At 75.1% G+C, this 24,989-nt stretch carries 22 protein-coding genes; 3 read left to right on the top strand and 19 right to left on the bottom strand.

The features are described 5' to 3' along the window. Positions 1 to 117 precede the first annotated feature (117 nt). The 7 genes from pyrF to pyrR are packed head-to-tail and all read right to left on the bottom strand — an operon-like array spanning position 118 to position 9,582. The gene (pyrF, locus tag ACI79Z_RS12290; protein WP_456902791.1) at positions 118 to 996 is read right to left on the bottom strand and encodes an orotidine-5'-phosphate decarboxylase; all 879 of its coding nucleotides are present in this window, start codon (positions 994 to 996) and stop codon (positions 118 to 120) included. Then, on the bottom strand, positions 993 to 2,324 hold the full coding sequence (locus ACI79Z_RS12285; protein WP_456902790.1) for a dihydroorotate oxidase: 1,332 nt from the start codon (positions 2,322 to 2,324) through the stop codon (positions 993 to 995). Before ACI79Z_RS12285 ends, pyrF begins: the two co-directional genes overlap by 4 nt. Next, positions 2,321 to 5,626 (bottom strand): carbamoyl-phosphate synthase large subunit, encoded by a 3,306-nt coding sequence (gene carB / locus ACI79Z_RS12280; RefSeq protein WP_387986869.1) that lies wholly within the window; start codon positions 5,624 to 5,626, stop codon positions 2,321 to 2,323. Before carB ends, ACI79Z_RS12285 begins: the two co-directional genes overlap by 4 nt. Continuing rightward, positions 5,626 to 6,792, bottom strand: a complete 1,167-nt coding sequence (carA, locus tag ACI79Z_RS12275; protein ID WP_387986866.1) for a glutamine-hydrolyzing carbamoyl-phosphate synthase small subunit — start codon at positions 6,790 to 6,792, stop codon at positions 5,626 to 5,628. Before carA ends, carB begins: the two co-directional genes overlap by 1 nt. Next, complete coding sequence (locus ACI79Z_RS12270; RefSeq protein WP_387986864.1) at positions 6,789 to 8,075, bottom strand: dihydroorotase; 1,287 nt, start codon at positions 8,073 to 8,075, stop codon at positions 6,789 to 6,791. Before ACI79Z_RS12270 ends, carA begins: the two co-directional genes overlap by 4 nt. Further along, positions 8,072 to 8,992: an aspartate carbamoyltransferase catalytic subunit gene (locus ACI79Z_RS12265; protein WP_456902789.1), complete on the bottom strand. Its 921-nt coding sequence runs from the start codon at positions 8,990 to 8,992 to the stop codon at positions 8,072 to 8,074. Before ACI79Z_RS12265 ends, ACI79Z_RS12270 begins: the two co-directional genes overlap by 4 nt. Further along, complete coding sequence (gene pyrR / locus ACI79Z_RS12260) at positions 8,989 to 9,582, bottom strand: bifunctional pyr operon transcriptional regulator/uracil phosphoribosyltransferase PyrR (protein ID WP_387986858.1); 594 nt, start codon at positions 9,580 to 9,582, stop codon at positions 8,989 to 8,991. Before pyrR ends, ACI79Z_RS12265 begins: the two co-directional genes overlap by 4 nt. Before the next feature lie 231 nt (positions 9,583 to 9,813). Here pyrR and bldD point away from each other — a divergent pair, with 231 nt between their 5' ends. Then, on the top strand, positions 9,814 to 10,350 hold the full coding sequence (bldD, locus tag ACI79Z_RS12255; RefSeq protein WP_387986855.1) for a transcriptional regulator BldD: 537 nt from the start codon (positions 9,814 to 9,816) through the stop codon (positions 10,348 to 10,350). A 138-nt stretch (positions 10,351 to 10,488) separates the two neighbouring features. On the opposite strand, the gene ACI79Z_RS12250 is transcribed toward bldD, so the two are convergent. The 5 genes from ACI79Z_RS12250 to ACI79Z_RS12230 all read right to left on the bottom strand — a co-directional run bounded on the left by ACI79Z_RS12250 (position 10,489) and on the right by ACI79Z_RS12230 (position 17,677). Beyond that, positions 10,489 to 13,170, bottom strand: coding sequence for a LuxR C-terminal-related transcriptional regulator (locus tag ACI79Z_RS12250; protein WP_456902788.1), 2,682 nt, complete (start codon positions 13,168 to 13,170; stop codon positions 10,489 to 10,491). 238 nt (positions 13,171 to 13,408) lie between these two features. After that, positions 13,409 to 16,117, bottom strand: a complete 2,709-nt coding sequence (locus ACI79Z_RS12245; RefSeq protein ID WP_456902787.1) for a hypothetical protein — start codon at positions 16,115 to 16,117, stop codon at positions 13,409 to 13,411. A 115-nt stretch (positions 16,118 to 16,232) separates the two neighbouring features. Continuing rightward, a complete protein-coding gene (locus tag ACI79Z_RS12240; RefSeq protein ID WP_387986847.1) occupies positions 16,233 to 16,436 on the bottom strand; it encodes a hypothetical protein in 204 nt (67 codons plus the stop codon). A 426-nt stretch (positions 16,437 to 16,862) separates the two neighbouring features. Then, positions 16,863 to 17,060: a hypothetical protein gene (locus ACI79Z_RS12235; protein ID WP_456902786.1), complete on the bottom strand. Its 198-nt coding sequence runs from the start codon at positions 17,058 to 17,060 to the stop codon at positions 16,863 to 16,865. A gap of 431 nt (positions 17,061 to 17,491) precedes the next feature. After that, positions 17,492 to 17,677 carry a hypothetical protein gene (locus tag ACI79Z_RS12230; RefSeq protein WP_456902785.1) on the bottom strand — a complete coding sequence of 62 codons (186 nt, stop codon included), beginning with the start codon at positions 17,675 to 17,677 and terminating at the stop codon, positions 17,492 to 17,494. A gap of 478 nt (positions 17,678 to 18,155) precedes the next feature. On the opposite strand from ACI79Z_RS12230, the gene ACI79Z_RS12225 reads away from it, so the two are divergent. Both ACI79Z_RS12225 and ACI79Z_RS12220 read left to right on the top strand, forming a co-directional pair. Next, a complete protein-coding gene (locus ACI79Z_RS12225; protein ID WP_456902784.1) occupies positions 18,156 to 18,998 on the top strand; it encodes a glutaminyl-peptide cyclotransferase in 843 nt (280 codons plus the stop codon). Positions 18,999 to 19,390: 392 nt separating this feature from the next. After that, positions 19,391 to 19,633 carry a hypothetical protein gene (locus ACI79Z_RS12220; RefSeq protein WP_387986836.1) on the top strand — a complete coding sequence of 81 codons (243 nt, stop codon included), beginning with the start codon at positions 19,391 to 19,393 and terminating at the stop codon, positions 19,631 to 19,633. Positions 19,634 to 19,687: 54 nt separating this feature from the next. Here ACI79Z_RS12220 and nusB read toward each other — a convergent pair whose 3' ends face one another. Genes nusB through aroC form a run of 7 tightly spaced genes read right to left on the bottom strand, consistent with a single transcriptional unit; the run spans position 19,688 to position 24,964 of the window. Then, on the bottom strand, positions 19,688 to 20,095 hold the full coding sequence (gene nusB, locus ACI79Z_RS12215; protein ID WP_387986834.1) for a transcription antitermination factor NusB: 408 nt from the start codon (positions 20,093 to 20,095) through the stop codon (positions 19,688 to 19,690). A 16-nt stretch (positions 20,096 to 20,111) separates the two neighbouring features. Continuing rightward, positions 20,112 to 20,672, bottom strand: a complete 561-nt coding sequence (gene efp, locus ACI79Z_RS12210) for an elongation factor P (protein WP_456902783.1) — start codon at positions 20,670 to 20,672, stop codon at positions 20,112 to 20,114. Next, positions 20,673 to 21,776 (bottom strand): M24 family metallopeptidase, encoded by a 1,104-nt coding sequence (locus ACI79Z_RS12205; RefSeq protein ID WP_456902782.1) that lies wholly within the window; start codon positions 21,774 to 21,776, stop codon positions 20,673 to 20,675. After that, the gene (gene aroQ, locus ACI79Z_RS12200; RefSeq protein WP_387986826.1) at positions 21,773 to 22,207 is read right to left on the bottom strand and encodes a type II 3-dehydroquinate dehydratase; all 435 of its coding nucleotides are present in this window, start codon (positions 22,205 to 22,207) and stop codon (positions 21,773 to 21,775) included. The genes ACI79Z_RS12205 and aroQ overlap by 4 nt, the downstream gene beginning before the upstream one ends. After that, entirely contained in the window at positions 22,204 to 23,250 is a 1,047-nt protein-coding gene (gene aroB / locus ACI79Z_RS12195) for a 3-dehydroquinate synthase (RefSeq protein WP_456902781.1), read from the bottom strand. The genes aroQ and aroB overlap by 4 nt, the downstream gene beginning before the upstream one ends. Positions 23,251 to 23,255: 5 nt before the next feature. Continuing rightward, positions 23,256 to 23,789 (bottom strand): shikimate kinase, encoded by a 534-nt coding sequence (locus ACI79Z_RS12190; RefSeq protein WP_387986820.1) that lies wholly within the window; start codon positions 23,787 to 23,789, stop codon positions 23,256 to 23,258. Continuing rightward, positions 23,786 to 24,964 carry a chorismate synthase gene (gene aroC, locus ACI79Z_RS12185; protein ID WP_387986817.1) on the bottom strand — a complete coding sequence of 393 codons (1,179 nt, stop codon included), beginning with the start codon at positions 24,962 to 24,964 and terminating at the stop codon, positions 23,786 to 23,788. The genes ACI79Z_RS12190 and aroC overlap by 4 nt, the downstream gene beginning before the upstream one ends. Positions 24,965 to 24,989 lie beyond the last annotated feature (25 nt).

Genomic DNA, 24,989 nt, shown 5'->3' with positions numbered 1-24,989 from the left:
GCAGGTCACAAAGTATACGAAACGCATTCGTATCGGGTCAGCGGCTCCGACACGACCGCACGTGACACGCCGGACGGCGCGCCGGGACGCCCGCCGGCAGGCGGGCCGGCGGCCGACTCAGCCGGCCAGGTCCTCCGCCCAGCGGGCGGCCGCGGCGCGCAGCCCGGCGGGGTCCGGGCCCGCGGCGAGCACGTCGCGGGAGACGGTCGGGACGACCGCGCGGCCGGTGCCGAACAGCCGCCGCAGGTCCGCGGCCGAGCCGCCCTGGGCGCCCAGCCCCGGCGCGAGCACCGGGCCGCCCAGCCCGTCGAGGTCGACGTCGAGCCCGCCCAGCGTGGCGCCGACGACGACGCCGAACGACCCGGTCGCGGCGCCCCAGCGGCTGCCGAGGTCCCGCACCGCGCCGGGGTCGGGCAGCGGGTCGCCCACCACCCAGCCGGGGGTGTTCCAGCCGCGGACGGTGTCGACGACGACCTGCGCCACCGACCGCTCCCCCACCGCCGCGTGCTGCAGCGTGCCGGCGTCGGGGTTGGACGTGCGGGCCAGCACGAACAGCCCGCCGCCGGTGAGCCGGGCGGTGTCCACGGCCGGCTGCAGCGAGCCCGGCCCCAGGTAGGGGCTGACGGTGAGCGCGTCGACCGCGCCCGGGTGCTCCGGGCGCAGCACGTCGGCGTAGGCGTCCATCGTCGAGCCGATGTCGCCGCGCTTGGCGTCGAGCAGCACCAGCGCCCCGGCCGCGCGGGCCCGGGCGACGGCGTCCTCCAGCACGGCCAGGCCGCGCGAGCCGTGCCGCTCGAAGAACGCCGACTGCGGCTTGAGCACCGCGACCTCGCCGGCCAGCGCGTCCACCACCGTGTCGGTGAACCGGCGCAGCCCGTCGACGTCGTCGGCCAGGCCCCAGCGCTCCAGCAGCGGCGCGTGCGGGTCGATGCCCACGCACAGCGGTCCCCGGGTCGCGACGGCGTCGGCGAGGCGCTGCCCGAACGGCGCGCTCACCGGGGCACCGACCGCGGCAGGGTGTCGCCGTGCGCGGCGATGCAGTCGCGGGCGAGGAAGGGGTCGGCGAAGGCGCCCGACGCCGACTGCACGGCGTCGGCGCCGGCCTCGTGCAGCGCCGCGAACGACGCCGGGTCGGTGACCCCGCCCATCGCCAGCACGTCGAAGCGCCGGCCGGACGCCTCGCGCAGCGCCACGAGCCGGCGGGTGAAGTCCAGCGCCCGGCCGCGCACGGCCGCCCCCGACAGTCCGGCCACCGCGCGGCCGGGGAAGGTCGGCTCGCCGTCGCCGCGCACCACCCGGCTCGCCACCGTGTTGATGCCCGCGACGCCGTCGACCAGCGGCGCCAGCCGGGGCACCAGCGCGGCCAGCCGGTCCTCGTCGAGCCAGGACAGCTTGGCGACCAGCCCGGTGCGGTCGTCCAGCGCGCGGCGCACGCCCTCGACGACGGCGACGGTGGCGTCCGCGTCCAGGCACAGCGGCGGCTTCACGCCGTCCGGCGAGGCCGACAGCGTGTTCGGGCACGACAGGTTGAGCTCGACGACGGTCGCCCCGGCCTCCTGGGCCATCGCCGCCACCCGGGCGAAGTCGTCGACCAGGGCGGGGCCGTCGCCGGACCCCATGACGCTGACCAGCAGCAGCTGGTCGGCGTCGACGGCGGCCAGCGACCGCTCGAGGTCGGCCATCCACTCCCCCGGCGCCGGCGAGGGCACGCCGAAGGAGTTGACCGTGCTGACGTCCGGGGAGCCGGGCTCCACCCAGTCCCAGGGGTCGGAGACGACGGCGTCACCCGGCGGGCGCGGCGCGAACGTCCAGTTCGGCTGCACGTTCGGCTCGTGCGCCCGGCTGCGCACGGTCTTGTAGGTGAGCACGCTGAACCCGTTGCGGGCGTGGAAGCGGACCCACTCCTCCCCGCCGTTCAGCACGCACGCCGGCACCCCCAGCGGGAAGGCGACGTCGCGGCCGAGCACCCGCCACCGCCGGTCACCGGCCCGCGGCCGCCGCGGCAGCCGCGGGCCGACGGGGGTCGGCAGGTTGTCGCGGTAGGAGCCGAGCAGGTCGTAGGACGGCGTCCGCACCCCGTGCGCGGCCAGCAGCCCGCCGTGCCCGGCGAAGAACGCCACCCGGGTGAGCAGCGGCAGGTCGGCGTCGCCGGCCTCCCCCGCCGCCAGCCGCGCGGCCAGGCCCTCGGCGCCGGCCCGCAGCGCGGCGAGCTCGTCGGCCGGCGGCGTCGCGAACCGGGTGACCCCGGCCAGGAACGACGCCGCCAGCCCGTCGAGCAGCCCGCGGGCGACCAGGTCGTCCCGCACCTGCCCGACGACGCTCACGGGCGCGGCGCCGGCGCGGCGGTCAGACCGGCGTGGACCTCCTGCAGGCTGCGCACGCCGAGGCCGCCGCGGCGCAGGGCCTCGACGCCCTGCACCGCCGCCGCCAGCCCCTGCACCGTGGTGACGCACGGGATGCCGGCGGCCACCGCCGCGGTGCGGATCTCGTAGCCGTCCAGCCGCGGCCCGCTGTTGCCCGGCGACCCGAACGGCGTGTTCACCACGACGTCGACGTCGCCGGCGAGGATCCGCTCGACGCAGTTGCCCGGGCCCTCGCTGTACTTGCCGACCACCTCGCAGTCCACGCCGTTGCGGCGCAGCACCTGCGCGGTGCCGGCGGTGGCGAGCACCCGGAAGCCGAGGTCGGCCAGCCGCTTGACCGGGAACACCGCGGCCCGCTTGTCCCGGTTGGCCAGCGAGACGAAGACCGTGCCCCCGGTGGGCAGCGAGCCGTAGGCGGCGGCCTGGGACTTGGCGAACGCGGTCCCGAAGCCGTCGTCGAGGCCCATGACCTCGCCGGTGGACTTCATCTCCGGTGACAGGACCGTGTCGACGCCGTGGCCCTCGACGGTGCGGAACCGGTGGAAGGGCAGCACCGCCTCCTTGACCGCGATCGGCGCGTCCTCGGGCAGGTCGGTGCCGTCGCCGGTGGCCGGCAGCACGCCGGTGGTGCGCAGGTCGGCGATCGTCTCCCCCACCGCGATCCGCGCCGCGGCCTTGGCCAGCTGCACCGCGGTCGCCTTGGACACGAACGGCACCGTGCGGCTGGCCCGCGGGTTGGCCTCCAGCACGTACAGGACGTCGTCCTTGAGCGCGTACTGCACGTTGAGCAGCCCGCGGACGCCGATCCGGGCGGCCAGCGCCTCGGTGGCGGTGCGGATCTGCGCCAGGTCGGAGGAGCCCAGGGTGATGGGCGGCAGCGCGCACGCGGAGTCGCCGGAGTGGATGCCGGCCTCCTCGATGTGCTCCATGACGCCGCCGAGGTAGAGCTCGGTGCCGTCGTAGAGCGCGTCGACGTCGATCTCTACGGCGTCCTCGAGGAACCGGTCGACCAGCACCGGGTGCTCGGGGCTGACGTCGGTGGCCTTGGCGATGTAGGCCTCGAGCGTGGCGTCGTCGTAGACGATCTCCATCCCGCGCCCGCCGAGCACGTAGGACGGGCGGACCAGCACGGGGTAGCCGATCCCGGCGGCGATCGCGCGGGCCTCGGCGAACGTCGTCGCGGTGCCGTGCTCGGGCGCGCGGAGGGCGGCGTCGGCGAGCACCCGGGAGAACGCCCCGCGGTCCTCGGCGTCGTCGATGGCCTCGGGCGAGGTGCCCAGCACCGGCACGCCGGCGTCCTTGAGCCGCTGCGCGAGGCCCAGCGGCGTCTGCCCGCCGAGGGTGCAGACGACCCCGGCCACCGGCCCGGCGGCGCGCTCGGCCTCGACCACCTCGAGGACGTCCTCGAAGGTCAGCGGCTCGAAGTACAGCCGGTCGGCGGTGTCGTAGTCGGTGGAGACGGTCTCGGGGTTGCAGTTGACCATCACGGCCTCGTAGCCGGCGTCCTGCAGCGCCATGACCGCGTGCACGCACGAGTAGTCGAACTCGATGCCCTGCCCGATCCGGTTGGGCCCGGAGCCGAGGATCAGCACGGCCGGCTTCTCCCGCGGCTCGACCTCGGTCTCCTCGTCGTAGGACGAGTAGTGGTACGGCGTGCGGGCGGCGAACTCGGCGGCGCAGGTGTCCACGGTCTTGAACACCGGCCGGACGCCGAGCCGGTGGCGCAGCAGCCGGACGCCGTCCTCCCCCGACAGCTCCGGCCGCAGCGCGGCGATCTGCCGGTCGCTCAACCCGTGCCGCTTGGCCCGGCGCAGCACCGCGGCGGTGAGCGCCGGCGCCTCGCGGACCTCCGCGCCGACCTCCCCGACCAGCGCGATCTGGTCGACGAACCACGGGTCGAAGCCGCTGGCCTCGGCGACCTGCTCGACGGTGGCGCCGGCGCGCAGCGCCGCCTCCGCCACGTACAGCCGCCCGTCGACCGGCGTGCGCAGCGCCTCGAGCAGCTCCTCGGCCGTCGACCCGTCCTCCGGGCCGGTCCAGAAGCCGGCCACCTTCGTCTCGGTGGACCGCATCGCCTTGCCCAGCGCCTCGGGGAAGTTGCGGCCCATCGCCATGACCTCGCCGACGCTCTTCATCGTCGTGGTCAGCCGCGGGTCGGCGCCGGGGAACTTCTCGAACGCGAACCGCGGGATCTTCACGACGACGTAGTCCAGCGCCGGCTCGAAGCTGGCCGGGGTGACGCCGGTGATGTCGTTGGTGATCTCGTCGAGGGTGTAGCCGATGGCGAGCTTCGCGGCGATCTTGGCGATCGGGAAGCCGGTGGCCTTCGACGCCAGCGCGCTCGACCGGGACACCCGCGGGTTCATCTCGATGACGACCAGGCGCCCGTCGGCCGGGTTGACGGCGAACTGGATGTTGCAGCCGCCGGTGTCGACGCCGACCTCGCGCAGCACCGCGATGCCGACGTCGCGCATCCGCTGGTACTCGACGTCGGTGAGCGTCATCGCCGGCGCGACGGTGACCGAGTCGCCGGTGTGCACGCCCATCGCGTCGACGTTCTCGATCGAGCAGACGACGACCACGTTGTCGCTGCGGTCGCGCATGAGCTCGAGCTCGTACTCCTTCCAGCCGAGCACCGACTCCTCGATGAGCACGGTGTGCACCGGGGAGTCGGCCAGGCCGTGGGAGGCCATCCGGCGCAGCATCGCCTCGTCGGTGGCGAACCCGGAGCCGAGGCCGCCCATGGTGAAGCTCGGCCGGATGACGACGGGGTAGCCGACCTCGGCGGCGGTCTCCAGCGCCTCCTCGACGGTGGAGCAGACCCGCGAGCGCGGGGCGTCGGCGCCGATGGACCGGACGATGTCCTTGAACATCTGCCGGTCCTCGCCGCGGTTGATCGCGTCGACGTCGGCGCCGATGAGCCGGACGCCGTAGCGCTCCAGCGTGCCGTTCTCGTACAGGCCGATGGCGATGTTGAGCGCGGTCTGCCCGCCGAGGGTGGCCAGCAGCGCGTCGGGGCGCTCCTTGGCGATCACCCGCTCGACGAACTCCGGCGTCAGCGGCTCGACGTAGGTGGCGTCGGCGACGTCGGGGTCGGTCATGATCGTCGCCGGGTTGCTGTTGACCAGGCTGACCCGCAGGCCCTCGGCGCGCAGCACGCGGCAGGCCTGGGTGCCGGAGTAGTCGAACTCCGCGGCCTGGCCGATGAGGATCGGCCCGGAGCCGATGACCAGGACGTGCGAGATGTCGGTGCGCTTGGGCATCAGGCGTTCTCCCCCGTGCTGTGCTGGACCCGCGGCGCCGGGCTGACCGCGTCCCCGCCGTCCCGCGTGGCCTGCAGGAGGTCGACGAACCGCTGGAACAGCGGTGCCGCGTCGTGCGGGCCGGCGGCGGACTCGGGGTGGAACTGGACGCTGAACGCCGGGGCGTCGAGCAGCCGCAGCCCCTCGACGACGTCGTCGTTGAGGCCGACGTGGCTGACCTCGACCCGCCCGTAGGGGGTGTCGGTGGGCCGGTCCAGCGGCGCGTCGACGGCGAACCCGTGGTTGTGGCTGGTCACCCGGACGGTGCCGCTGACCCGGTCGAGCACCGGCTGGTTCAGGCCGCGGTGGCCGAAGCGCAGCTTGTAGGTGCCCAGGCCCAGCGCCCGGCCGAGGATCTGGTTGCCGAAGCAGATGCCGAACAGCGGCCGGCCGGCGTCGAGCACGCCCCGCACCGCGGCGACGGCGTAGTCGGCCGCGGCCGGGTCGCCGGGGCCGTTGGAGAGGAACACCCCGTCGGGGCCGGCGGCGAGCAGGTCCTGCGCGGTCGCGGTCGAGGGCAGCACGTGCGTCTCGACGCCGAGCGCGGCGAGGTGCCGCGGGGTGGCGGTCTTGATGCCGAGGTCGAGCGCGGCGATGGTGAACCGCCGCTCCCCCACCGCCGGGACGACGTAGGGCTCGCGGGTGCTCACCTGCGGCGCGAGGTCGGCGCCGGCCATGCCCTCGGCGGCGCGCACCCGGGCGAGCAGGGCGTCGGGGTCGGTGGACTCGCTGCTGATCCCGGCGCGCATCGCGCCGCGCTCGCGCAGGTGCCGGGTCAGGGCGCGGGTGTCGACGCCGCTGATCCCGACGACGCCCTGCGCGGCGAGCTCGTCGTCGAGGCTGCCGGTGGCCCGCCAGTTGGCCGGGCGGCGGGCGGGGTCGCGGACGACGAACCCGGCCACCCACATGCGACGGCTCTCGTCGTCCTCGCCGTTGACGCCGGTGTTGCCGACGTGCGGCGCGGTCATCGTGACGATCTGGCCGGCGTAGCTGGGGTCGGTCAGCGTCTCCTGGTAGCCGGTCATCCCGGTGGCGAACACCGCCTCGCCGACCGTCGTCCCGACCTTGCCGTAGGACTCGCCGCGGAACGTCCGCCCGTCCTCGAGGACGAGGATCGCCTCGCTCACTTCACTGCCTTTCCGTCGAGCACCGTCGCCTCGCCCCGCAGGAACGTGGCGACGACCCGGCCGGGCAGCTCCCGGCCGGCGTAGGGACTGTTGCGGCTGCGGCTGGCCAGCGCGGCCGGGTCGACGGTGACCCGGGCGGCGGGGTCGAGCAGCAGCAGGTTGGCCGGCTCACCCGGCGCCAGCGGGCGCCCGTGACCGGCCAGGCGGCCGATGGCCGCGGGGCGGACCGACGTGCGGTCGGCGACGCCGGCCCAGTCGAGCAGGCCGGGCTCCACCAGCGTCTCCAGCACCACCGAGAGCGCCTGCTCCAGCCCGAGCATCCCCGGCCGGGCCTGCGCCCACTCGCTCTCCTTGTCCTCCACCGCGTGCGGCGCGTGGTCGGTGGCGACGGCGTCGATCGTGCCGTCGGCCAGGCCGGCGCGGAGGGCGTGGACGTCCTCGTCGGTGCGCAGCGGCGGGTTGACCTTGAACACCGGGTCGTAGGACTCGGCGCAGGCCTCGGTGAGCAGCAGGTGGTGCGGGGTGACCTCGGCGGTCACCTGCACGCCGCGGGACTTCGCCCAGCGCAGGATCTCCACCGAGCCGGCGGTGGAGACGTGGCAGACGTGCAGCCGGGCTCCCACGTGCTGGGCGAGCAGCACGTCGCGGGCGATGACCGCCTCCTCGGCGGCGGCCGGCCAGCCGGTCAGCCCGAGCCGCGCGGAGCGGTCGCCCTCGTTCATCTGCGCGCCGGCGGTCAGCCGCGGCTCCTCGGCGTGCTGCGCGACGACGCCGTCGAAGGCCTTGACGTACTCCAGCGCGCGGCGCATGAGCGCGGGGTCGGCCACGCAGTGCCCGTCGTCGGAGAAGACCCGCACGCGGGCGGCGGAGTCGGCCATCGCGCCGAGCTCGGCCAGCCGCTCGCCGCGCAGCCCGACGGTGACCGCGCCGACCGGCACGACGTCGACCAGCCCGGCCTCCTGGCCCAGCCGCCACACCTGCTCGACGACGCCGGCGGTGTCGGCGACCGGGTCGGTGTTGGCCATGGCGTGCACCGCGGTGAACCCGCCGAGGGCCGCGGCGCGGCTGCCGGTCTCCACCGTCTCGGCGTCCTCGCGGCCGGGCTCGCGCAGGTGGGTGTGTAGGTCGACCAGGCCGGGCAGGGCGACCAGCCCGTCCGCGTCGACGACGGTCGCGCCGGTGGCGGACAGCCGGTCCCCGACCGCGGCGATCCGCCCGTCCTGGAGCAGCAGGTCGGCGGGCTCGCCGCCGAGGACGCGCGCCCCCTTGATGAGCGTGGTCACGAGGAGACCCCTCCCAGGAGCAGGTAGAGCACGGCCATCCGCACGCTGACGCCGTTGCCGACCTGCTCGACGATCGTCGATCGGACCGAGTCGGCGACGTCGGCGGCGATCTCCATGCCGCGGTTCATCGGGCCGGGGTGCATGACGATCGCGTCGTCCGACAGCGCGGCCATCCGGACGGCGTCGAGGCCGTAGCGGCGGCTGTACTCGCGCGCGCTAGGGAAGAACGAGGCGTTCATCCGCTCGAGCTGGACCCGCAGCATCATCACGACGTCGGCCTTGGGCAGCACGGCGTCGAGGTCGTAGGAGACCTGCACCGGCCAGGACCCGACGCCGACCGGCAGCAGCGTCGGCGGCGCGACGAGGGTGACCTCCGCGCCGAGCGTCGTCAGCAGCCAGACGTTGGAGCGGGCCACCCGGCTGTGCAGGACGTCGCCGACGACCGCCACCCGCACGCCGTCGAGCCGGCCCAGCCGGCGGCGGATCGTGTAGGCGTCCAGCAGCGCCTGGGTGGGGTGCTCGTGGGTGCCGTCGCCGGCGTTGACGACGCTGCCGCGCACCCAGCCGGCCAGCCGGTGCGGAGCGCCGGACGCCGAGTGGCGGACGACGATCGCGTCGCTGCCCATCGCCTCGAGGGTGAGCGCGGTGTCCTTGAGGCTCTCGCCCTTGGAGACGCTGCTGCCCTTGGCCGAGAAGTTGATGACGTCGGCGGACAGCCGCTTGGCCGCGAGCTCGAAGGAGATGCGGGTGCGGGTGGAGTCCTCGTAGAAGAGGTTGACCACCGTGCGCCCGCGCAGCGTGGGCAGCTTCTTGACCTCGCGGCCGGCGAGCGCCTGGTCGATCTGCGCGGCGGTGTCGAGGACGAGCGTGGCGTCGGCGCGGTCGAGGTCGGCCGCGTCCAGCAGGTGGCGCTTCACCGGCCGGTCACCAGGACCTCGTCGGTGCCGTCGGTCTCGGCGAGGTGCACCCGGACCTTCTGCGCGCGCGAGGTGGGCACGTTCTTGCCCACGTAGTCCGCGCGGATCGGCAGCTCGCGGTGGCCGCGGTCGACCAGCACCGCCAACTGCACCGCGCGGGGCCGGCCGAGGTCGCGCAGCGCGTCGAGCGCCGCGCGCACCGACCGGCCGGAGAACAGGACGTCGTCGACGAGGACGACCAGCCGGCCGTCGATCCCGGCGGGCGGCAGGACGGTGTCCTCCAGCGCCCGGACGCCGCGCATCCGCAGGTCGTCGCGGTACAGGGTGATGTCGACGGTGCCGACGTCGACCGCCGTGCCGGCGAAGGCGGCGATGCGGGCGGCCAGCCGGCGGGCCAGCGGGGCGCCGCGGGTGGGGATGCCGACCAGGACGACGTCGGGGAGGGCGTCGCCGGCCTTCTCGATCACCTGGTGGGCGATGCGGTCGACGACGCGCGCGACGTCGGCTGCGGCGAGCAGCACGGTGGGCGCCGGGCCGTCGGACGGGTCTGTGGACTGGTTCGCGGGCAGGGGCCCGGTCGTGCCGGCCATCAGGCCTCCTTCCCCGCCTCACGGGACGGGTCGTTAAAGGAGTGGGGTGGACCGGTCTCGACCGTACTGCACCCCTCCGTGTGACCGTCGTCGCGCGTCGTGGCCCTGCAGGTGGGCGCGGGAGTCCCAGGATGATCCGCACGAGGGATGCGCTGTTGCCATCCGCCACTTGTGAGTACGCTGCGTGACGAACCGGCCTCCGACACGACGACGGACAGTGAGCAGAGACGCATGAGCACCGACTACTCACGGGCACTCGGCGCCCGGCTGCGGGCCATCCGCAACCAGCAGGGTCTCTCCCTCCAGGGCGTGGAGGACAAGTCGCACGGACGCTGGAAGGCCGTCGTCGTCGGGTCCTATGAACGCGGGGACCGAGCGGTGACCGTCCAGCGGCTCTCCGAGCTCGCCGTGTTCTACGGCGTGCCGGTCTCCGAGCTGCTGCCCGACCCGCGCCCCTCCTCGGCCGTCACCTCGACGACCAAGATCGTCCTGAACCTCGAGTCGCTGGGCTCGCTGCCCGCCGACGAGGCCGGCCCGCTCGCCCGCTATGCCTCGACCATCCAGGCGCAGCGCCACGACTACAACGGCAAGGTCCTCTCCATCCGCGCGGAGGACCTCAAGTCGCTGGCGATCATCTACGACATGAGCCCCGACGAGCTCACCACCCGGCTCATCGAGTGGGGCGTGCTCAACCCCGGCATGGACGGCGTCGGCGGCCCCGTCGACGACGAGGACGAGGCCTGGGACCGGCGCCGCGCCCCCCGCTGAGGAGACACCGCTGTCCCGCGGCAGGCCTCGCGACAGCACGACGAGACCGGGCCACGGAGTGCGTGCGCCCCGGCCACCGGCCGGGTCGGTCCGGCTCGGGTGACCGGGGCCTGTGTCCGCACCCGCCCGGGTCCGCGGTCACAGCCGCGCGGACAGCCGCCGCCCGCGCAGCGTCAACTCCCCCCGGGCGCCGTTCGGAGGGCCCGTGCGCGGTGGCGGGTCCACGAGCGCGTCGGACAGCTCGGTCCGACCGGTGATGCCGAGCTTGCCGTAGATGTGAGAGAGGTGCGCCTCGACGGTGCGCACCGACACGACCAGCCGGTCCGCGATCTGCACGTTGCTCAACCCGAGGCTGGCCAGCCGAGCCACCTCCTGCTCCCGTGCGGTCAGGGACGGGGGCAGCAGCGCCTGCAGGGACTGACTGCCTGCCAGGCCGCACTCGCGTGCCAGCGTGACGGCCCGTGCCATGGCCGTGGCCGCCGCACGCCGCGCGCCGCGGCGCTCGTGGGCGGCCGCCGCCTCCGCGGCGGCGTCCGCAGCGGTCAGCAGCAGGCCGGCCTCCTCGAAGCGGCGGCTCAGCACGTCGAGGTCGTCCCCGTTCTCGGCCACGATCGCCCCCACGTGGTCGGCGAGGTCCTGCACGTAGGCCGACTCGCAGCGCCGGGCGAGGACGCCGAGCCGGTCGACCACGTGGAGCGGGCGCCCGAAGCGGAAGGTGGTGTGCAGGACGACCGCCTCGGTCGCCACCTGCCCCTGCTCGGCGGCGCTTCGAGCGGCCTCCCGGCTGAGCCGGGCGGCCTCGGCGGAGTGTCCCTGGGCACCGGCCACCACGGCGCGCGCGACGAGGACGAAGGGGGCGTAGACGGGGAGCGCGGCGGAGGCGGCTCCGTCGAGTTCGGCGACGAGCCCGCGTGCGGCGTCGACGTCGCCGAGGAGCGCCCGCGCCATCGCGAGCTGGGAGCGGCACACCGGCAGGAGACCCAGCGGGTCGGCCCTCCGCAGGCCCGTGTACGCGCTGACCAGCCAGCGGGCCGCCACTCGTACCCGCCCGGCGGCGAGCGCGGCCCAGCCACAGTGCAGGGAGGCGACGGCGTCCCCGTACCACTCCGGGCCGGCCAGGTTGCGCCGGTGGAGGTCAGCAGCGAGGGACTCGAGCTCACGCGCCCGTCCGCTCAGGCGGAGCGCCATGACCTCGGCCTGCGCCAACGCCAGGTGCACGAAGGCGGGCACGCTCCTCCCATCCGGCCACGAGAGACCGGCCCGCCCCTCGGCGACCCTGGCCAGCGCCGACCGCGGAGCTCCGGTGACGGCGTGCCCCAGTGCAGCCGCGGCGGTCGCGAGCTGCCAGGCCGGCTCCCCTTCGCGGGCGGTGGAGCGCACAGCCGTTGCCCGGTCCACCGCCCCGAGCGGGTCGCCGCTGCAGAACGCGAGGACCGCCCCGGTCGCCGCGAGGAGGGAGCGGCCGTGGTCGGAACGGACTGCCGGGACCACCGCGTCGAGCACGGCCTGCGCCTGGGCGACCTGACCGAGGGCGCAGGCCAGGTCCAGCACCCGGATCACCGTGGCCTCGACGCGGTCGTCGTCCGTGACGGCGACCTCTGCGGCGTGGCGGGTGAGGTCCTCGGTCTCCACCGGGGACCCGGGCCAGGTGGTGGCCTCCACCAGCGCGAGGTACGCCGGCGCCTGCCCGCCCGCCTCGACGGCGGCCCGCGCCAGGCGCCCGGCGAGGCGGTGGTCCAGCATCGCGGCCGCACGCCGTGCGGCCGCGGTGAGCTGCCCGGTGTCGGGCACCGGCTCCCCTCCGTCGAGCAGTGCCAGGCACCGGGCTGCGACGTGTGCCGGGGACCGGTCGTCCCCGGAGCCGGCGAGGAGCTCACGACGGATGGATCGGAGCACCGCCTCGGGTGTACGGCTCCGGACGACCTCCGTGTACAGCGGGTGTGCCGTACGGACGAGACCCGGCGTCCCCTCGGCGTCGTCGACGACGACGCCGAGGCGTTCGAGCCGGGCGACGGCCTCCCGGCTGCTCAGCGCCTCGACCTCCCGGGCCGACAGCGGTTCGACCGTGGCGAGGACCTCCAGCACCCGCCATTCCGCGGCATCCAGCTGCCCCAGCTGGGCCAGCACGATCTCACACAGCCGCTGGGACGGCAGCATGGCGTCCTGCCACCGCCACGCCCCCTCGCACTTCGTCAGCCGACCGCTCCAGACGCCGTCCTCCAGCAGCTCCCGGAGGAACAACGGGTTGCCTTGACTCAGGTGCCAGAGTCGCTCACCCGTCCGGGCGTCCACGTCCCCGCCGAGCACCTGGCCGACCAGCCGGACGAGCTCGGCGCGGCGCAACGGCTCCAGGTGGATCCGGTCGGCCAGCCCGTCCTTCCACAGCGGGGCGGCCGGATCCGGCTCTGTCGCGCCTGTGCGCACGGTCAGGACCAGCATGACCGCACCGCTCGCGGCGAGCTGGTGCAGGAGGGTCACCGACATCTGGTCGAGCAGATGGGCGTCGTCGACGGCGAGGACCGGGGTCGGACCGGTCCCGTCCCCGGCGATGGCCGCGGTCGCCCGTTGCAGCAGGGCCAGTCCGGTTGCGCCGTCGTCCACCGCGGGCAGGAGGTGGGCCAACGCGCCGAGCGGCACGAGCGCCGCGGCACCGGTGGCCACGGCCCACGCGGTCGGGTGGCCCCGCTGCGCGGCGGCGGTCAGGGCCTCCCGAGCCAGTCGGGACCGCCCCACCCCCGGGGGACCCGTGATCACCAGGCTGCGCTCCGGCCTCGCGGTGAGCGCAGCGTTCATGGTCCTGAGCTCGGCTTCCCGACCCATGAGGGGCCAGCGCATCGCCTCCATCAGACGGGACGAGCGCGATCAGGGACGGACCACGGCATCCCGTGTCCCGTCCGTCGTTCCACCGCTCCCGGCATGAGCTCCCTCGCCACTGCCGCTCCCCCGAGCTACTGGTACGGATCCCGCGCGGCGACTTTAGTCACGGATTCGTCCCGAATTCGACGTCCGGGCTCCCGCGCGGCCCGGGTCGTGCCCCTGCGCTACCCCTCCCTCACAATCAGTTCGCCCGATCGGAGGCCGCTCCCCCGGTCCCCGTTCCCGGACTGACCATGAGGACAGCGGGCCCCCCGCCGAAGGCGGCAGCCGGCGGTGTACCGGCGGTGGGGCCGCCGACCGTGACCTCCCAGTCCGCCTCCGCGGCCGCCGGCGACCCGTCCCGGACCAGCCGATCGGGCGTGACCCCGTCCCGGAGGAGGTCCCCCCACAGCCCGGCCGGCACCGCCACTGTGCCGCCGGAGGACGCCGGCCCGGCGATCCAGTCGGCGAGCTGCTGGTGCGGCGGGGTCCGCGCGGACACCGGCAGGAAGAGCGCTCCGGTGATCACGACGACCAGGGCGGTCACGAGGAAGGTGCCCCTGAGCAGCGGGTGCGGTCGGGCCGTCGCCGGGCCACCGGTCCACGCGGCAGCGAACAGGACGCCGAGCAGCACCACGGCGACCAGCACCACCGGGAGCGCCGTGCCGGCCCCGTGCCAGGGCACCACGGCCGGCACGGTGGCCGCACCGGCAGCTGCCGCCGGCAGGCGGAGGCCGCGGAGGAGGAACCCGGTGCCGACGGCGAGCGCCGCGAGGAGCAGCAGCACGGCGCGCTCGGAGGCTCCGAGGGGGAGGTCGGCCGGACCGCTCGGCACGGTGGCCACCACAGCGGCGACCGGGAGGACGACGAGCGCTGCCAGCCACGGTCGGGTGTCGCCCTCCACCGTGTCCGGGCGGGCGTGCCGGGGTCCGCCCGCGTGCCGCGCGCGCCGGCCCGATCCGGCTCCGAGGTGGGTCCCGATGCCCACGGCCAGCGGGACGGCGACCAGGGGCTCGGTCGCCACGCCCACCGCGACGGCGGCGATCCCGAGCGCCCCCGCGACGGGGCGCCGTGCCCGGGTCAGCACGAGCGCGCCCACGGCGGCCCACGCGGCCCCGACCAGACCGCTGCCGACCGTGGCGAGCACGGTGACCGCCGGCCCCATCACGAGCACCGCCAGCAGGGGCAGGGCCACCGCGACCGGGCGTACGCGCCGGGTCCGGACGAGCACGAGGAGCGCCACCACCAGGACCGCGGAAGCCACGACCGCGAGTTCCCGGCCTCCCGCCAGGATCGTGTCGTGCCGCTCGAAGGCACCGGTCAGCCAGGCGTAGCCGGCCACCTGCAGGCGCAGCAGCCGATCGCCGGAGCCCGCTGCGGCACCGTCCACGCCGTGCAGGGCGGCCCACGCGCCGTCCACCAGCCGGAGTTCCGCCGCGGTGGCCGGGTGCGACCACGCGACGGAGGCCACCCGCACGAGCAGGAGGGCGCCGAGGCCTGCCAGCCCGACCACCGCACCGACCCGGCGGACGGCTGCCCGGTGGGCCGACCCGACCCGCCCGGCCCAGCGGACGGCGGGACGGCCGGCGACCAGGGCGACGGGACGCCGGGCGACCAGGGAGGCCAGTGACCACAGGACGAGCCCCAGGCCGAGCCACGGCAGGGCCAGGAGCAGGAGCTGGAAGACGCCCAGCGTGGTGGCCAGGACGTCCCCGCTCCGGGCGTCGGCGTCGAGACGCCGGAGGTACTCCAGCGACGCCTGCCAGGCGACGGGCAGCAGGTGCGGCAGGGCGACGAGGACGGCGACCAGCCAGGCGAGCAGCGTGGGGACGATCAGTGCGACCCACAGCACGACCACCCGGCGCGCCCGTGGCCTGAGCTTGCGCAGGAGCGGGTGGGACGGGCGGCCCGGGAGCAGGCTCAGCAGCGCCGGCTTCACGAAGCCGAACAGCTCGGGGACCCCCACCAGGTCGGCGAGGATGTAGTAGCCGTCCATCCGCAGGTTGGGGAGGAACTGCCAGGCCGTCTGCGCGTGCATCGTGACCAGCGCGATGAGCAGCCACGGCTCGCCCGTCCCGAGGTAGCACAGGCCCAGCGCCAGCATGGCGATGCAGTTGAAGTAGACGCCCCCCAGGTCGGTCCGCAGCCGCCCGACCCGGTCGAGGCGGTAGCTGTCGGTGACCTTGCTGTAGAAGGCCGGCCAGACGATGTAGAGCCCGACGCCGACCTCACCAGGCCGGGCGCCGCCGTAGCGGCAGGCGGTCACGTGGCCGCACTCGTGGAAGGCGGTGAAGACCACGGTGAGGCCGAGGAGGGCGAGGATGAGCCCCGGCTGCCGGGCCACGTCGACGACGGCGGACTCCATCCGGCCGAGGACGTCGCCCTGGGCCACGATCCACACGTCGACGGCGAGGAACGCGGTGACCAGCGCCACCCAGGCCGGCCGGGTGAACAGCGGCCGGAAGAACCCGGCGATGCGCCAGCTGACGGCGGCCGGGATGACACCGGCGCGGTAGCGGAGGCCCAGCAGCGGGTCGGCGCGGACCGGCGCCTGCGGGCTCGCGTCCCCGGCCCCGGCGACGTGCTCGTCGACGTGGTCGGCAGCGACGATCCCGGCGGGCCGGAGCCGCTCCTCGACCAGGAAGGTCACCTGCTCGGCGGTCAGCACACGGCCGAGCTCGGCGCTCAGGTCGGCCGCGACCTGCTCGGTGTCCCGGCCGTCGAGGGAAGCGGCCACCCGGTAGAGCAGGCGGGGCAGCTGCATGACCTGCCCGTCGACCCGGCGGATGATGAACCGGGGGTCCTCGTAGGCGGAGTCCCGGTACTCGCCCAGCAGCTCGGTGCCCGGGGCCAGCCGTGGCAGCGGGATCCCACCTGTTGCCGGGCGGTCGAGGACCTCGGTCTGCGTCACGCTTCCCTCTCCGTCCCTCGTCGGCCGATCCGGACACGGGGAGGGGCGGCCGGTGACCGGCCGCCCCTCCCCTGGACGCGGCGGGTGCGTCAGCAGCCGCCGGCCCGTGGCGCTGTCAGCCGCCGAAGCGGACGTTGCTCCCGGCGAGCGCCGCGGCGACGGCGGCGTTGATCTGGGTGCCGCCGAAGTTGATGTTGCCCGCGTTCACCGCGACGGCGATGGAGAGGTTGCCGTTCTGGAAGAACCCGGCCTGCATCGTGGTGCGCTCGGGCAGCAGCTCGACCTGCTCGTCGGCGAAGAGCTCGAGGTCCGTGGACATGGTGTCTCCTTCAGGATCGGTACTGGATGGAGTCCGCCAGGAACAGGACCGCAGTGGTGCCGCCGGACCCTCCTGATCGCCCCGTGGTCTGCCGAGCCCGGCCGCGGTCCGGGATCGGCACGCGGAAGTCTCGGGCCGCGGGGGGACGCACGACATCCGCACTCGGCACCTATCTGCTCCGATGCCGGCACTGACCCGGTGCCTCCGGGACCACCGCCCCCAGCCGGGCGGGCCACGTACGGGGTGGACCTGGCACGGGCACCGCGCGCGCAGGACAGCGGGGTGACCACCTAGGGGTCCCCTGAGGCTCGGGCGCCGGCCGCACGGGCGGGGCCGGGAACGCGGAGGAGGAGCGACCGGAGACCGGCCGCCCCTCCCTGGCCCGGCGCACGAGCCGGGCCTCGCACCACTCGATCGGCAAGAGCCTCAGCCGATGCCGACGTTGCTGCCCGCGAGCGCGGCGGCCACGGCGGCGTTGAGCTGGTTGCCACCGACGTTCACGTTCAGCACGTTGGCGGCCACCGCGGTCGCGTTGTTGCCGTTCTGCACGAAGAACTGCATGGTGGTGCGCTCGGGCAGCAGCTCGACCTGCTCGTCGGCGAAGAGCTTCAGGTCCTCGGACATGGTGTCTCCTTCAGGATCAGTACTGGATGGAGTCCGCCAGGAGCAGGACCGCAGCGGGGCTGTCGGTCCCCCCTGCTCGCCCCGTGGCTGCCGAGCCCGGCCGCGGTCCGGAGTCGGCGCGCGGAAGTCTCCAGCCGCCACCGGACCGGCGGCATCAGCGTCCGGCACCTAACTCTTCCGGTCCCGCCATCGACGCCGATTGCGACCACCACCGATCCGCGAAGGCGGGGCACGTAGGTGGCGCCCACGGCACCGAGCCCGGAGGCCCACAGATCGACGCGAGGGCCATGTGGGTCCTCGCGTGGAGGAGGCGCCGGCTCCCGTACACCGAGCGCCGAGAACGGGAAGAGGGGCGGCCGCGAACGACCGCCCCTCCCTGACCCGGCACGCGGCCGGGCCTCGCATCACTCCATCGGCAGGAGGCTCAGGCGTCAGCCACCGATGAAGACGTTGCTGCCCGCGAGCGCGAGGGCGGCGGCGATGTTGGCCTGGTCGCCGCCCACGTTGACGTTGCCGGCGTTCACGGCCGCGGCGACGGCGTTGTTGAAGTTCTGTGCCGCGAAGAACTGCATGGTGGTGCGCTCGGGCAGCAGCTCGACGGTCTGGTCCTCGAACATGGGATCTCCTCAGGATTCGGTACCGGGGATGAGGCCTGCCGGGATCAGGACTGCGGCGTCGCCGCCGGCCTCCCCGATCGCCCCGTGGTCTGCCGGGCCCGGCCGCGGTCCGGGATCGGCAGGCGAAAGTCTCGGGCTGCGGCACGGACGGCGGCATCAGTGGCCACCACCGATCTGGGCCGAGCCGGATCCCGGTCCCAGGCTCCGTCCACCACGGTGCCGGTTCCGTGCGGTACGTACTGCAGGGAACGGGCACGCATCTACGGGAGCCGTCCCTTCCGGACCCGCCGGCCGGTTCGTAGTCTCTGCGGCTCCGGGCCGTCCCGGGTCGCCGGCCGGGTCCGCCGGCGGTCCCCCGTCGACGCACCCCCGGCGACCCGGTGACCCGGTGGCGGTGGCCTGGTGGCCCTGTGACCGAACGACCCATGACTCGGCGACCCCTGTGACCCGACCGACCCGAACGGATCGTGACCGCTCGATGAACCGTGGCATCCGCCGCCGGGCCCTGGCCGCCGTCGTCCTCGCCGTCGCGCTGCTGCCCGCCTGCTCGGCACGGGACAGCGCGGACGTCTCCGTCTACGGGGAGTCGGTCCGGGCCCGGAACGCCGTGGTCACCGACCCCGACCTCCCGGTGCCGGTGCTGCGGCCGGAGGTCCTGGCCGAGGTGCCGCACGACCCGTCGGCCTTCACCCAGGGGTTCGAGGTGCACGAGGGCGCCCTCTACGAGGGCACCGGGCTCGCGGGCCGGTCCCAGCTGCGCGAGGTCGACCCCGCGACCGGCGAGGTGCGGCGGTCCGCGCCGCTCCCCGGCCGGCTGTTCGGCGAGGGCATCACGGTGGTCGACGACCGCATCTGGCAGCTGACCTGGCAGGACGGGGTGGTGCTCGAGTGGGACCGGGCCACCCTCACCCTCCGGCAGGAGGTGCCGCTGGAGGGCGAGGGCTGGGGGCTGTGCTTCGACGGGACCCGCCTCGTGCGCAGCGACGGCACGGACCAGCTGCGCTTCCACGACCCCGTCACCTTCGCCGAGACCGGCTCGGTCGCCGTCACCTTGGACGACGAGCCGGTGACCCAGCTCAACGAGCTGGAGTGCGTCGACGGACAGGTCTGGGCGAACGTGTGGCAGTCCGACGTCCTCGTCCGCATCGACCCGGCGAGCGGGCGGGTGACCGCGCTGGTCGACGCCGCCGGCCTGCTCGACCAGGAGCAGCGCGCGGACGCCAACGCGGTCCTCAACGGCATCGCCGCCCTGGGCGACGACGAGTACCTGCTCACCGGCAAGCTGTGGCCCGTCTCGTTCCGCGTGCGGTTCGTGGAGTAGTCCGGTCCGCCGGTGCGGGCGCGCCCCGGTCCCGGGCACCGTGTCGTCCCCGGCCGTCCCGCACCAGCGGGCGGGCACCACGGACGCAGCCGGTCGGCACCACCGAGGTGCGGCCAGGGACCACGGGACCGGTCCGGGGACCGCACCCTGCGCCGCCGCGACGTGCTGGGATGGCGCGACGAGGGGTGCGTCGCCCGCCGGCGGCGTCCCGACGACCACCCCACGACCGTCCGGAGGTACCCGTGGAGAGTCGGTTCCCCGTCCTGCTCTCGGCGCTGCTCCTGGTGTGCGGCTCGTTCTCCTGGAGCAGCTCCGCCGGTCCTGCCGGTCCGCTGTCCGGGTGGCTGAGCTCGATCGGCGTCAGCGCGGCCGTGGGAGGAGGCTCCGGGTCCGTGAGCCTGGTGTCGTGCTCCGGGGACTCCTGCTCGGTGACGCTGGGAGGGAGCGGCGCCCGGGCCCACGTGCTCGGGACGACGATCGGGCTCACCGGGACCGACGGCGACCGGGCGACCCTCCGGGTCGAGGACCGGGACGTCTCCTGCACGGTGGGGCGGACGACCTCGGCGGGCGGGCTGCAGCTGACCTGCACGGAGGTCGCGGACGGCCGGGTGGCGTTCACGGTCACCCGCGGCTGAGGTCCGACCGCCGGCGGCGACCTCGGCCCGCCGCCGCGCGACCGGCCGGCCGGGTCAGCCGGTGGGGACCTCGGCGTCGAGGATGGCGCCGAGCACGCCGTTGACGTAGGCCGGCGAGTCGTCGGTGGACAGCGCGCGGGCGAGTTCCACGGCCTCGTCGATGACGACGGCGTCGGGCACGTCGTCGGCCCAGAGCAGCTCGAACACCGCCATACGCAGGATCGCGCGGTCGACGTCGGGGAGGCGCTCGAGCGACCAGCCGCGGGCGTGCTGCCCGATCAGCTCGTCGATGCGCGCCTGGTGCGCCGCCACGCCCTCGACCAGCCGGACGGCGTGGTCGGGGACGGGCGGCGAGGGGTCGGCGATCCGCTCGCGCAGCAGCTCCACCGGGTCGGTGCCCCGCAGGTCCGCCTCGTAGAGGACGTCGACGGCGCGCTTGCGCGCCTTGGTGCGGGCAGCCATGGCTCGGAGGGGTGCGTCAGTTGGCGCGGCCGAGGTACCGGCCGTCGCGGGTGTCGACCTTGAGCTTGTCGCCGGTGTTGACGAACAGCGGCACGTTGATCTGCGCGCCGGTCTCGAGGGTGGCGGGCTTGGTGCCGCCGGTGGAGCGGTCGCCCTGCAGGCCCGGGTCGGTGTGCTGGACGACGAGCTCCATGGTCACCGGCAGCTCGACGTAGAGCGGGGTGCCCTCGTGCACCGCGACGACGACCTCGGTGTTGTCGAGCAGGTAGGCCGCGCCGCTGCCGACGGTCTCGGACGGGACGTAGATCTGCTCGAAGGTGTCGCCGTCCATGAAGACGAAGTCGTTGCCCTCGCGGTACAGGTAGGTCATGTTCCGCTTGTCGACGGTGGCCGTGTCGACCTTGGTGCCGGCGTTGAAGGTGCGGTCGACGACCTTGCCCGAGAGCACGTTCTTCAGCGTCGTCCGCACGAACGCGCCGCCCTTGCCGGGCTTGACGTGCTGGAACTCGGTGACGGACCACAGCTGGCCGTCGAGGTTGAGGACCATGCCGTTCTTGAGGTCGTTGGTGGTAGCCATCTAGAGGACCAGCAGTTCCTTGCTCGTGAGGGTCAACAACTCGGGCGCGTCCGCCGTGACGACGAGCGTGTCCTCGATCCGGACACCGCCGTGCCCGGGGAGGTAGACCCCCGGCTCCACGGTGACGGCCATGCCGGCGGCCAGACTACCCGCGCCCAGCGGGCCGATGCCCGGCGCCTCGTGGATCTCCAGGCCCACCCCGTGCCCCAGGCCGTGGGTGAAGTGGTCGGCGTGCCCGGCCGCCGCGATGACGTCGCGGGAGGCGGCGTCGACGGCGACGACGTCGGCCCCGACCGCCAGCGCCGCCCGCCCGGCCGCCTGCGCCTCGGCCACCAGCGCGTACACCTCGCGCTGCCAGTCGGCGGCGTGCCCGAGCACCAGCGTGCGGGTCATGTCGGAGTGGTAGCCGTCGACGGTCGCGCCGAAGTCGAGCTTGAGGAGGTCGCCGCCGGCCAGCACCGAGCGGTCGGGCCGGTGGTGCGGGATCGCGGAGTTCGCGCCGGTGGCCACGATCGTCTCGAACGACGGCGCCTCGGCGCCCAGTGCCAGCATGCGGGCGTCGAGCTCCCGGCCGACCTCCAGCTCGGTGCGCCCGGGCCGCAGCGCGCCCTCGGAGGCGAGCTCGGCCAGCGCCTGGTCGGCGACCGCGCACGCCCGGCGCAGCGCGGCGACCTCGTCGTCGTCCTTGACCGCGCGCAACTCCTCGACCGCGCGGCGGACCGACACCAGCTCCGGCACGGTCCCGCCGGCCGCGGCGTCGGCGAGCACCCGCTCGAGCTGGGCCAGCCCGTCGACGGTGACCACGTGGCTCTCGTAGCCGATCCGGCCCGCGCCGCGGCGCACCGCCTCCTGCGCGAGGGCCGGGACGGTGCCGCGGTCGACCAGCAGCTCGACGTCGGGCACCTGGGTGCCGGCCTGGGTCGTGTACCGGCCGTCGGTGCCGAACAGGTCGGCCCCCTCGGTGCGCAGCAGCAGCGCGCCGTTGGACCCGGTGAACCCGGTCAGGTAGCGGACGTTGAGCAGGTCGGTCACCAGGACGGCGTCCAGCCCGCGCTCGGCGGCGGTCGCCCGCAGCCGCTCCCGCCGTTCGGCCGCCCTGCTCACGAGACCCCCTTCGCCGCCAGGTACCGCAGCGCCAGCTCGTAGCCCTGGACGCCGAGCCCGGCGATGACGCCGTCGGCGACGCGGGAGACGTAGGAGTGGTGCCGGAACTCCTCGCGCCGGTGGATGTTCGAGATGTGCACCTCCACGACCGGTGCCGTCACCGCGGCCAGCGCGTCGTGCAGCACCACCGAGGTGTGCGACCAGCCGCCCGGGTTGACCACGACCGGGTCACCGGCGTCGGTCGCCTCGTGCACCCAGCCGAGCAGCTCGGCCTCGGAGTCGGTCTGCCGCACCCGCACGGCGAGCCCGAGCCCGGCGGCGGCCTCCTCGACCATCGCCACAAGCTCGGCGTACGTCGTCGTGCCGTAGACCTCGGGCTCGCGGGTGCCGAGCCGGCCCAGGTTGGCGCCGTTGAGGACCTGGATCGTCACGCTGCCTCCGCCACTGCGGCCCACGCCGCGTCCAGCCACGCCTGCTCGGGGTCGGTCAGGATCGTCGGGTTGCCGATGCCGTCGAGGACGACGAACCGCAGCGTCGCCCCGCGGGCCTTCTTGTCCACGCGCATCACCGCCTGCAGCGCCGCCCAGTCACCCCGGTAGCGGGTCGGCAGGCCCATCGCCGCCACCAGCTCGCGGTGCCGGTCGGCCTCCGCGCGGGGGAGCAGGCCGGCCTGCGCGCCGAGCTCGGCGGCGAAGACCAGCCCGACGGCGACCGCCTCGCCGTGCCGCCAGCGGAAGTCCTCGACCCGCTCGATGGCGTGGCCGAGGGTGTGCCCGTAGTTGAGGTACTCGCGGACGCCGGTGTCGAACAGGTCCTGGCCCACCGCGTCGGCCTTGACCCGCACGGCCCGCTCCACGAGCTCCCCGGTGTCGCGCCGGCCCGTGGGGTCGGCGGCGAGCAGGTCGAGGATCGTGCCGTCGGCGATGAACCCGCACTTGACCACCTCGGCCATCCCGGCGCGGAACTCCGCCTCCGGGAGCCCGGCGAGCACGTCGGTGTCGGCGAGGACGCCGGCCGGCGGGTGGAACGCGCCGACGAGGTTCTTGCCGGCGCCGGTGTTGATGCCGGTCTTGCCGCCCACCGCGGCGTCGACCATGCCGAGCACGCTGGTCGGCAGGTGCACCACGCGGACGCCGCGGGTCCACGTGGCGGCGAGGAACCCGGCGAGGTCGGTGACCGCTCCCCCGCCGACGCCGACGACGGCGTCCGAGCGGGTCAGCCCGAGCCGGCCGAACTCCTCCCAGGCGGCCGCGGCGACCGCGGCGGTCTTCGCCGCCTCGCCGTCGGGCACGACGACGGCCTCGGCGGCCACCCCGGCGGTCTGCAGCGTCTCGACGGCGGCGCCGGCGAGCGCGGCCAGCGGCGGGCTGTGCACGACCGCGGCCTTGGGCGTCCCGGCGAGCAGCAGGCCCACCTCGGCCTGCGCGCCCGGCCCGATGACGACGTCGTAGGGCTTCTCGCCCGGGACGGTCACGCGCCTCACCGGGCGCTCCCGGCGGGCAGGGCGGACAGCACGTCCGCGACGACGTCCTCCGGCGTGCGGCCGGCGGTGGGCACGACCACGGTGGCGACCTCCGCGTAGAGCGGGGCGCGCTGCTCGAGCAGGGTGCGCAGCATCGCCCGCGGGTTGACCGCCAGCAGCGGGCGGTCCCGGGACAGGCCGGCCCGGCGGGCGGCCGAGGGGACGTCGACGTCGAGGTGGACGACGGTGCCGCCGGCGCGGCCGTAGCCGACCAGCGACTCGCGGGTGGCGGCGCTGAGCACCGCGCCGCCGCCGAGCGCGAGGACGCCGTCGTGCTCGCCGAGCGCGCGGGCGACCGCCTGCTCCTCCAGCGCCCGGAAGTGCGGCTCGCCGTGCGTGACGAACAGGTCGGCGACGCTGGTGCCGGCGGCGGCCTCGACGTCGGCGTCGGTGTCCCGGAACGGCAGTCCCAGCGCGGTCGCCACCGCCGTCCCGACGGTCGTCTTGCCCGACGCCGGCGGGCCGACGAGGACGAGGACGGGCCGCGTCACCGGTACGGGAGCGCGTCGAGGTAGGCCTGCGCGTTGCGGCGGGTCTCGGCCACCGAGTCGCCGCCGAACTTCTCCAGCGCGGCGTCGGCGAGCACCAGCGCGACCATCGCCTCCATCACCACCGCCCCGCGGGGCACCGCGCAGGCGTCGCTGCGCTGGTTGATCGCGACCGCGGCGTCCCCGGTGGCGACGTCGACGGTGGCCAGCGCCCGCGGCACCGTGGAGATCGGCTTCATCGCCGCGCGCACGCGCAGCGCCTCGCCGTTGGTCATGCCGCCCTCGATGCCGCCGGCGCGGTCGGTGACCCGGCGCAGCCGGCCGTCCTCGCTGACGATCTCGTCGTGGGCCACCGAGCCCCGGCGGCGGGCGGTCTCCAGGCCGTCGCCGACCTCCACCGCCTTGACCGACTGCACGCCCATGAGCGCCGCGGCCAGCCGGGCGTCGAGGCGGCGGTCCCAGTGCACGTGGCTGCCCAGGCCCGGCGGCAGCCCGTGGACGACGACCTCGACGACGCCGCCGAGCGTGTCGCCGTTCTTCCGGGCGTCGTCGACCTCGGCGACCATCGCCTCGCTGGTGGCCGGGTCGGCGCAGCGCACCGGGTCCTCGTCGATGCGCGGGTTGTCCTGCGGGCCGGGCAGCACGCCGTCGGGGACGGTGACCGGGCCGATCGCGACGACGTGACTGACCACCTCGACGCCGAGCGCCTGCCGCAGGAACGCCTTCGCGACGGCGCCGAGCGCCACCCGGGCGGCGGTCTCGCGGGCGCTGGCCCGCTCCAGCACCGGGCGGGCGTCGTCGAAGCCGTACTTCTGCATGCCGGCGAGGTCGGCGTGGCCGGGCCGCGGCCGGGTCAGCGGCGCGTTCCGGGCCTGCCCCTCGAGCACCGCGGGGTCGACCGGGTCGGCCGACATGACCGTCGTCCACTTGGGCCACTCGGTGTTGCCCACCTGGACCGCGATCGGCCCCCCCATGGTCAGCCCGTGCCGGACGCCCCCGGTGAGGGTGACGACGTCCTGCTCGAAGGACATCCGCGCGCCCCGGCCGTGGCCCAGCCGGCGGCGGGCCAGGTCGACGTCGAGGTCGGAGGTCTGCACCCGCACGCCGGCGGGCAGGCCCTCGAGGATGGCGGTGAGCTGCTGGCCGTGCGACTCACCGGCGGTCAGCCAGCGCAACATGGCGCCGATTCTGCCAGTCGGTGTC

This window comes from Geodermatophilus sp. SYSU D00663 (assembly GCF_054050655.1).
The sequence above is the reverse complement of the archived record's forward strand: the minus strand, read 5'-3'. Positions and strand labels throughout refer to the sequence as shown.

Bases quoted from the DNA above. Each gene is read 5' to 3' on its own strand.
- carB (WP_387986869.1), bottom strand. From the start codon at position 5,626: ATGCCCAAGCGCACCGACATCTCGCACGTCCTGGTCATCGGCTCCGGG.
- pyrR (WP_387986858.1), bottom strand. From the start codon at position 9,582: ATGGCCGGCACGACCGGGCCCCTGCCCGCGAACCAGTCCACAGACCCG.
- bldD (WP_387986855.1), top strand. From the start codon at position 9,814: ATGAGCACCGACTACTCACGGGCACTCGGCGCCCGGCTGCGGGCCATC.
- ACI79Z_RS12250 (WP_456902788.1), bottom strand. From the start codon at position 13,170: ATGGGTCGGGAAGCCGAGCTCAGGACCATGAACGCTGCGCTCACCGCG.
- ACI79Z_RS12240 (WP_387986847.1), bottom strand. From the start codon at position 16,436: ATGTCCACGGACCTCGAGCTCTTCGCCGACGAGCAGGTCGAGCTGCTG.
- ACI79Z_RS12235 (WP_456902786.1), bottom strand. From the start codon at position 17,060: ATGTCCGAGGACCTGAAGCTCTTCGCCGACGAGCAGGTCGAGCTGCTG.
- ACI79Z_RS12230 (WP_456902785.1), bottom strand. From the start codon at position 17,677: ATGTTCGAGGACCAGACCGTCGAGCTGCTGCCCGAGCGCACCACCATG.
- ACI79Z_RS12225 (WP_456902784.1), top strand. From the start codon at position 18,156: ATGAACCGTGGCATCCGCCGCCGGGCCCTGGCCGCCGTCGTCCTCGCC.
- nusB (WP_387986834.1), bottom strand. From the start codon at position 20,095: ATGGCTGCCCGCACCAAGGCGCGCAAGCGCGCCGTCGACGTCCTCTAC.
- efp (WP_456902783.1), bottom strand. From the start codon at position 20,672: ATGGCTACCACCAACGACCTCAAGAACGGCATGGTCCTCAACCTCGAC.
- aroC (WP_387986817.1), bottom strand. From the start codon at position 24,964: ATGTTGCGCTGGCTGACCGCCGGTGAGTCGCACGGCCAGCAGCTCACC.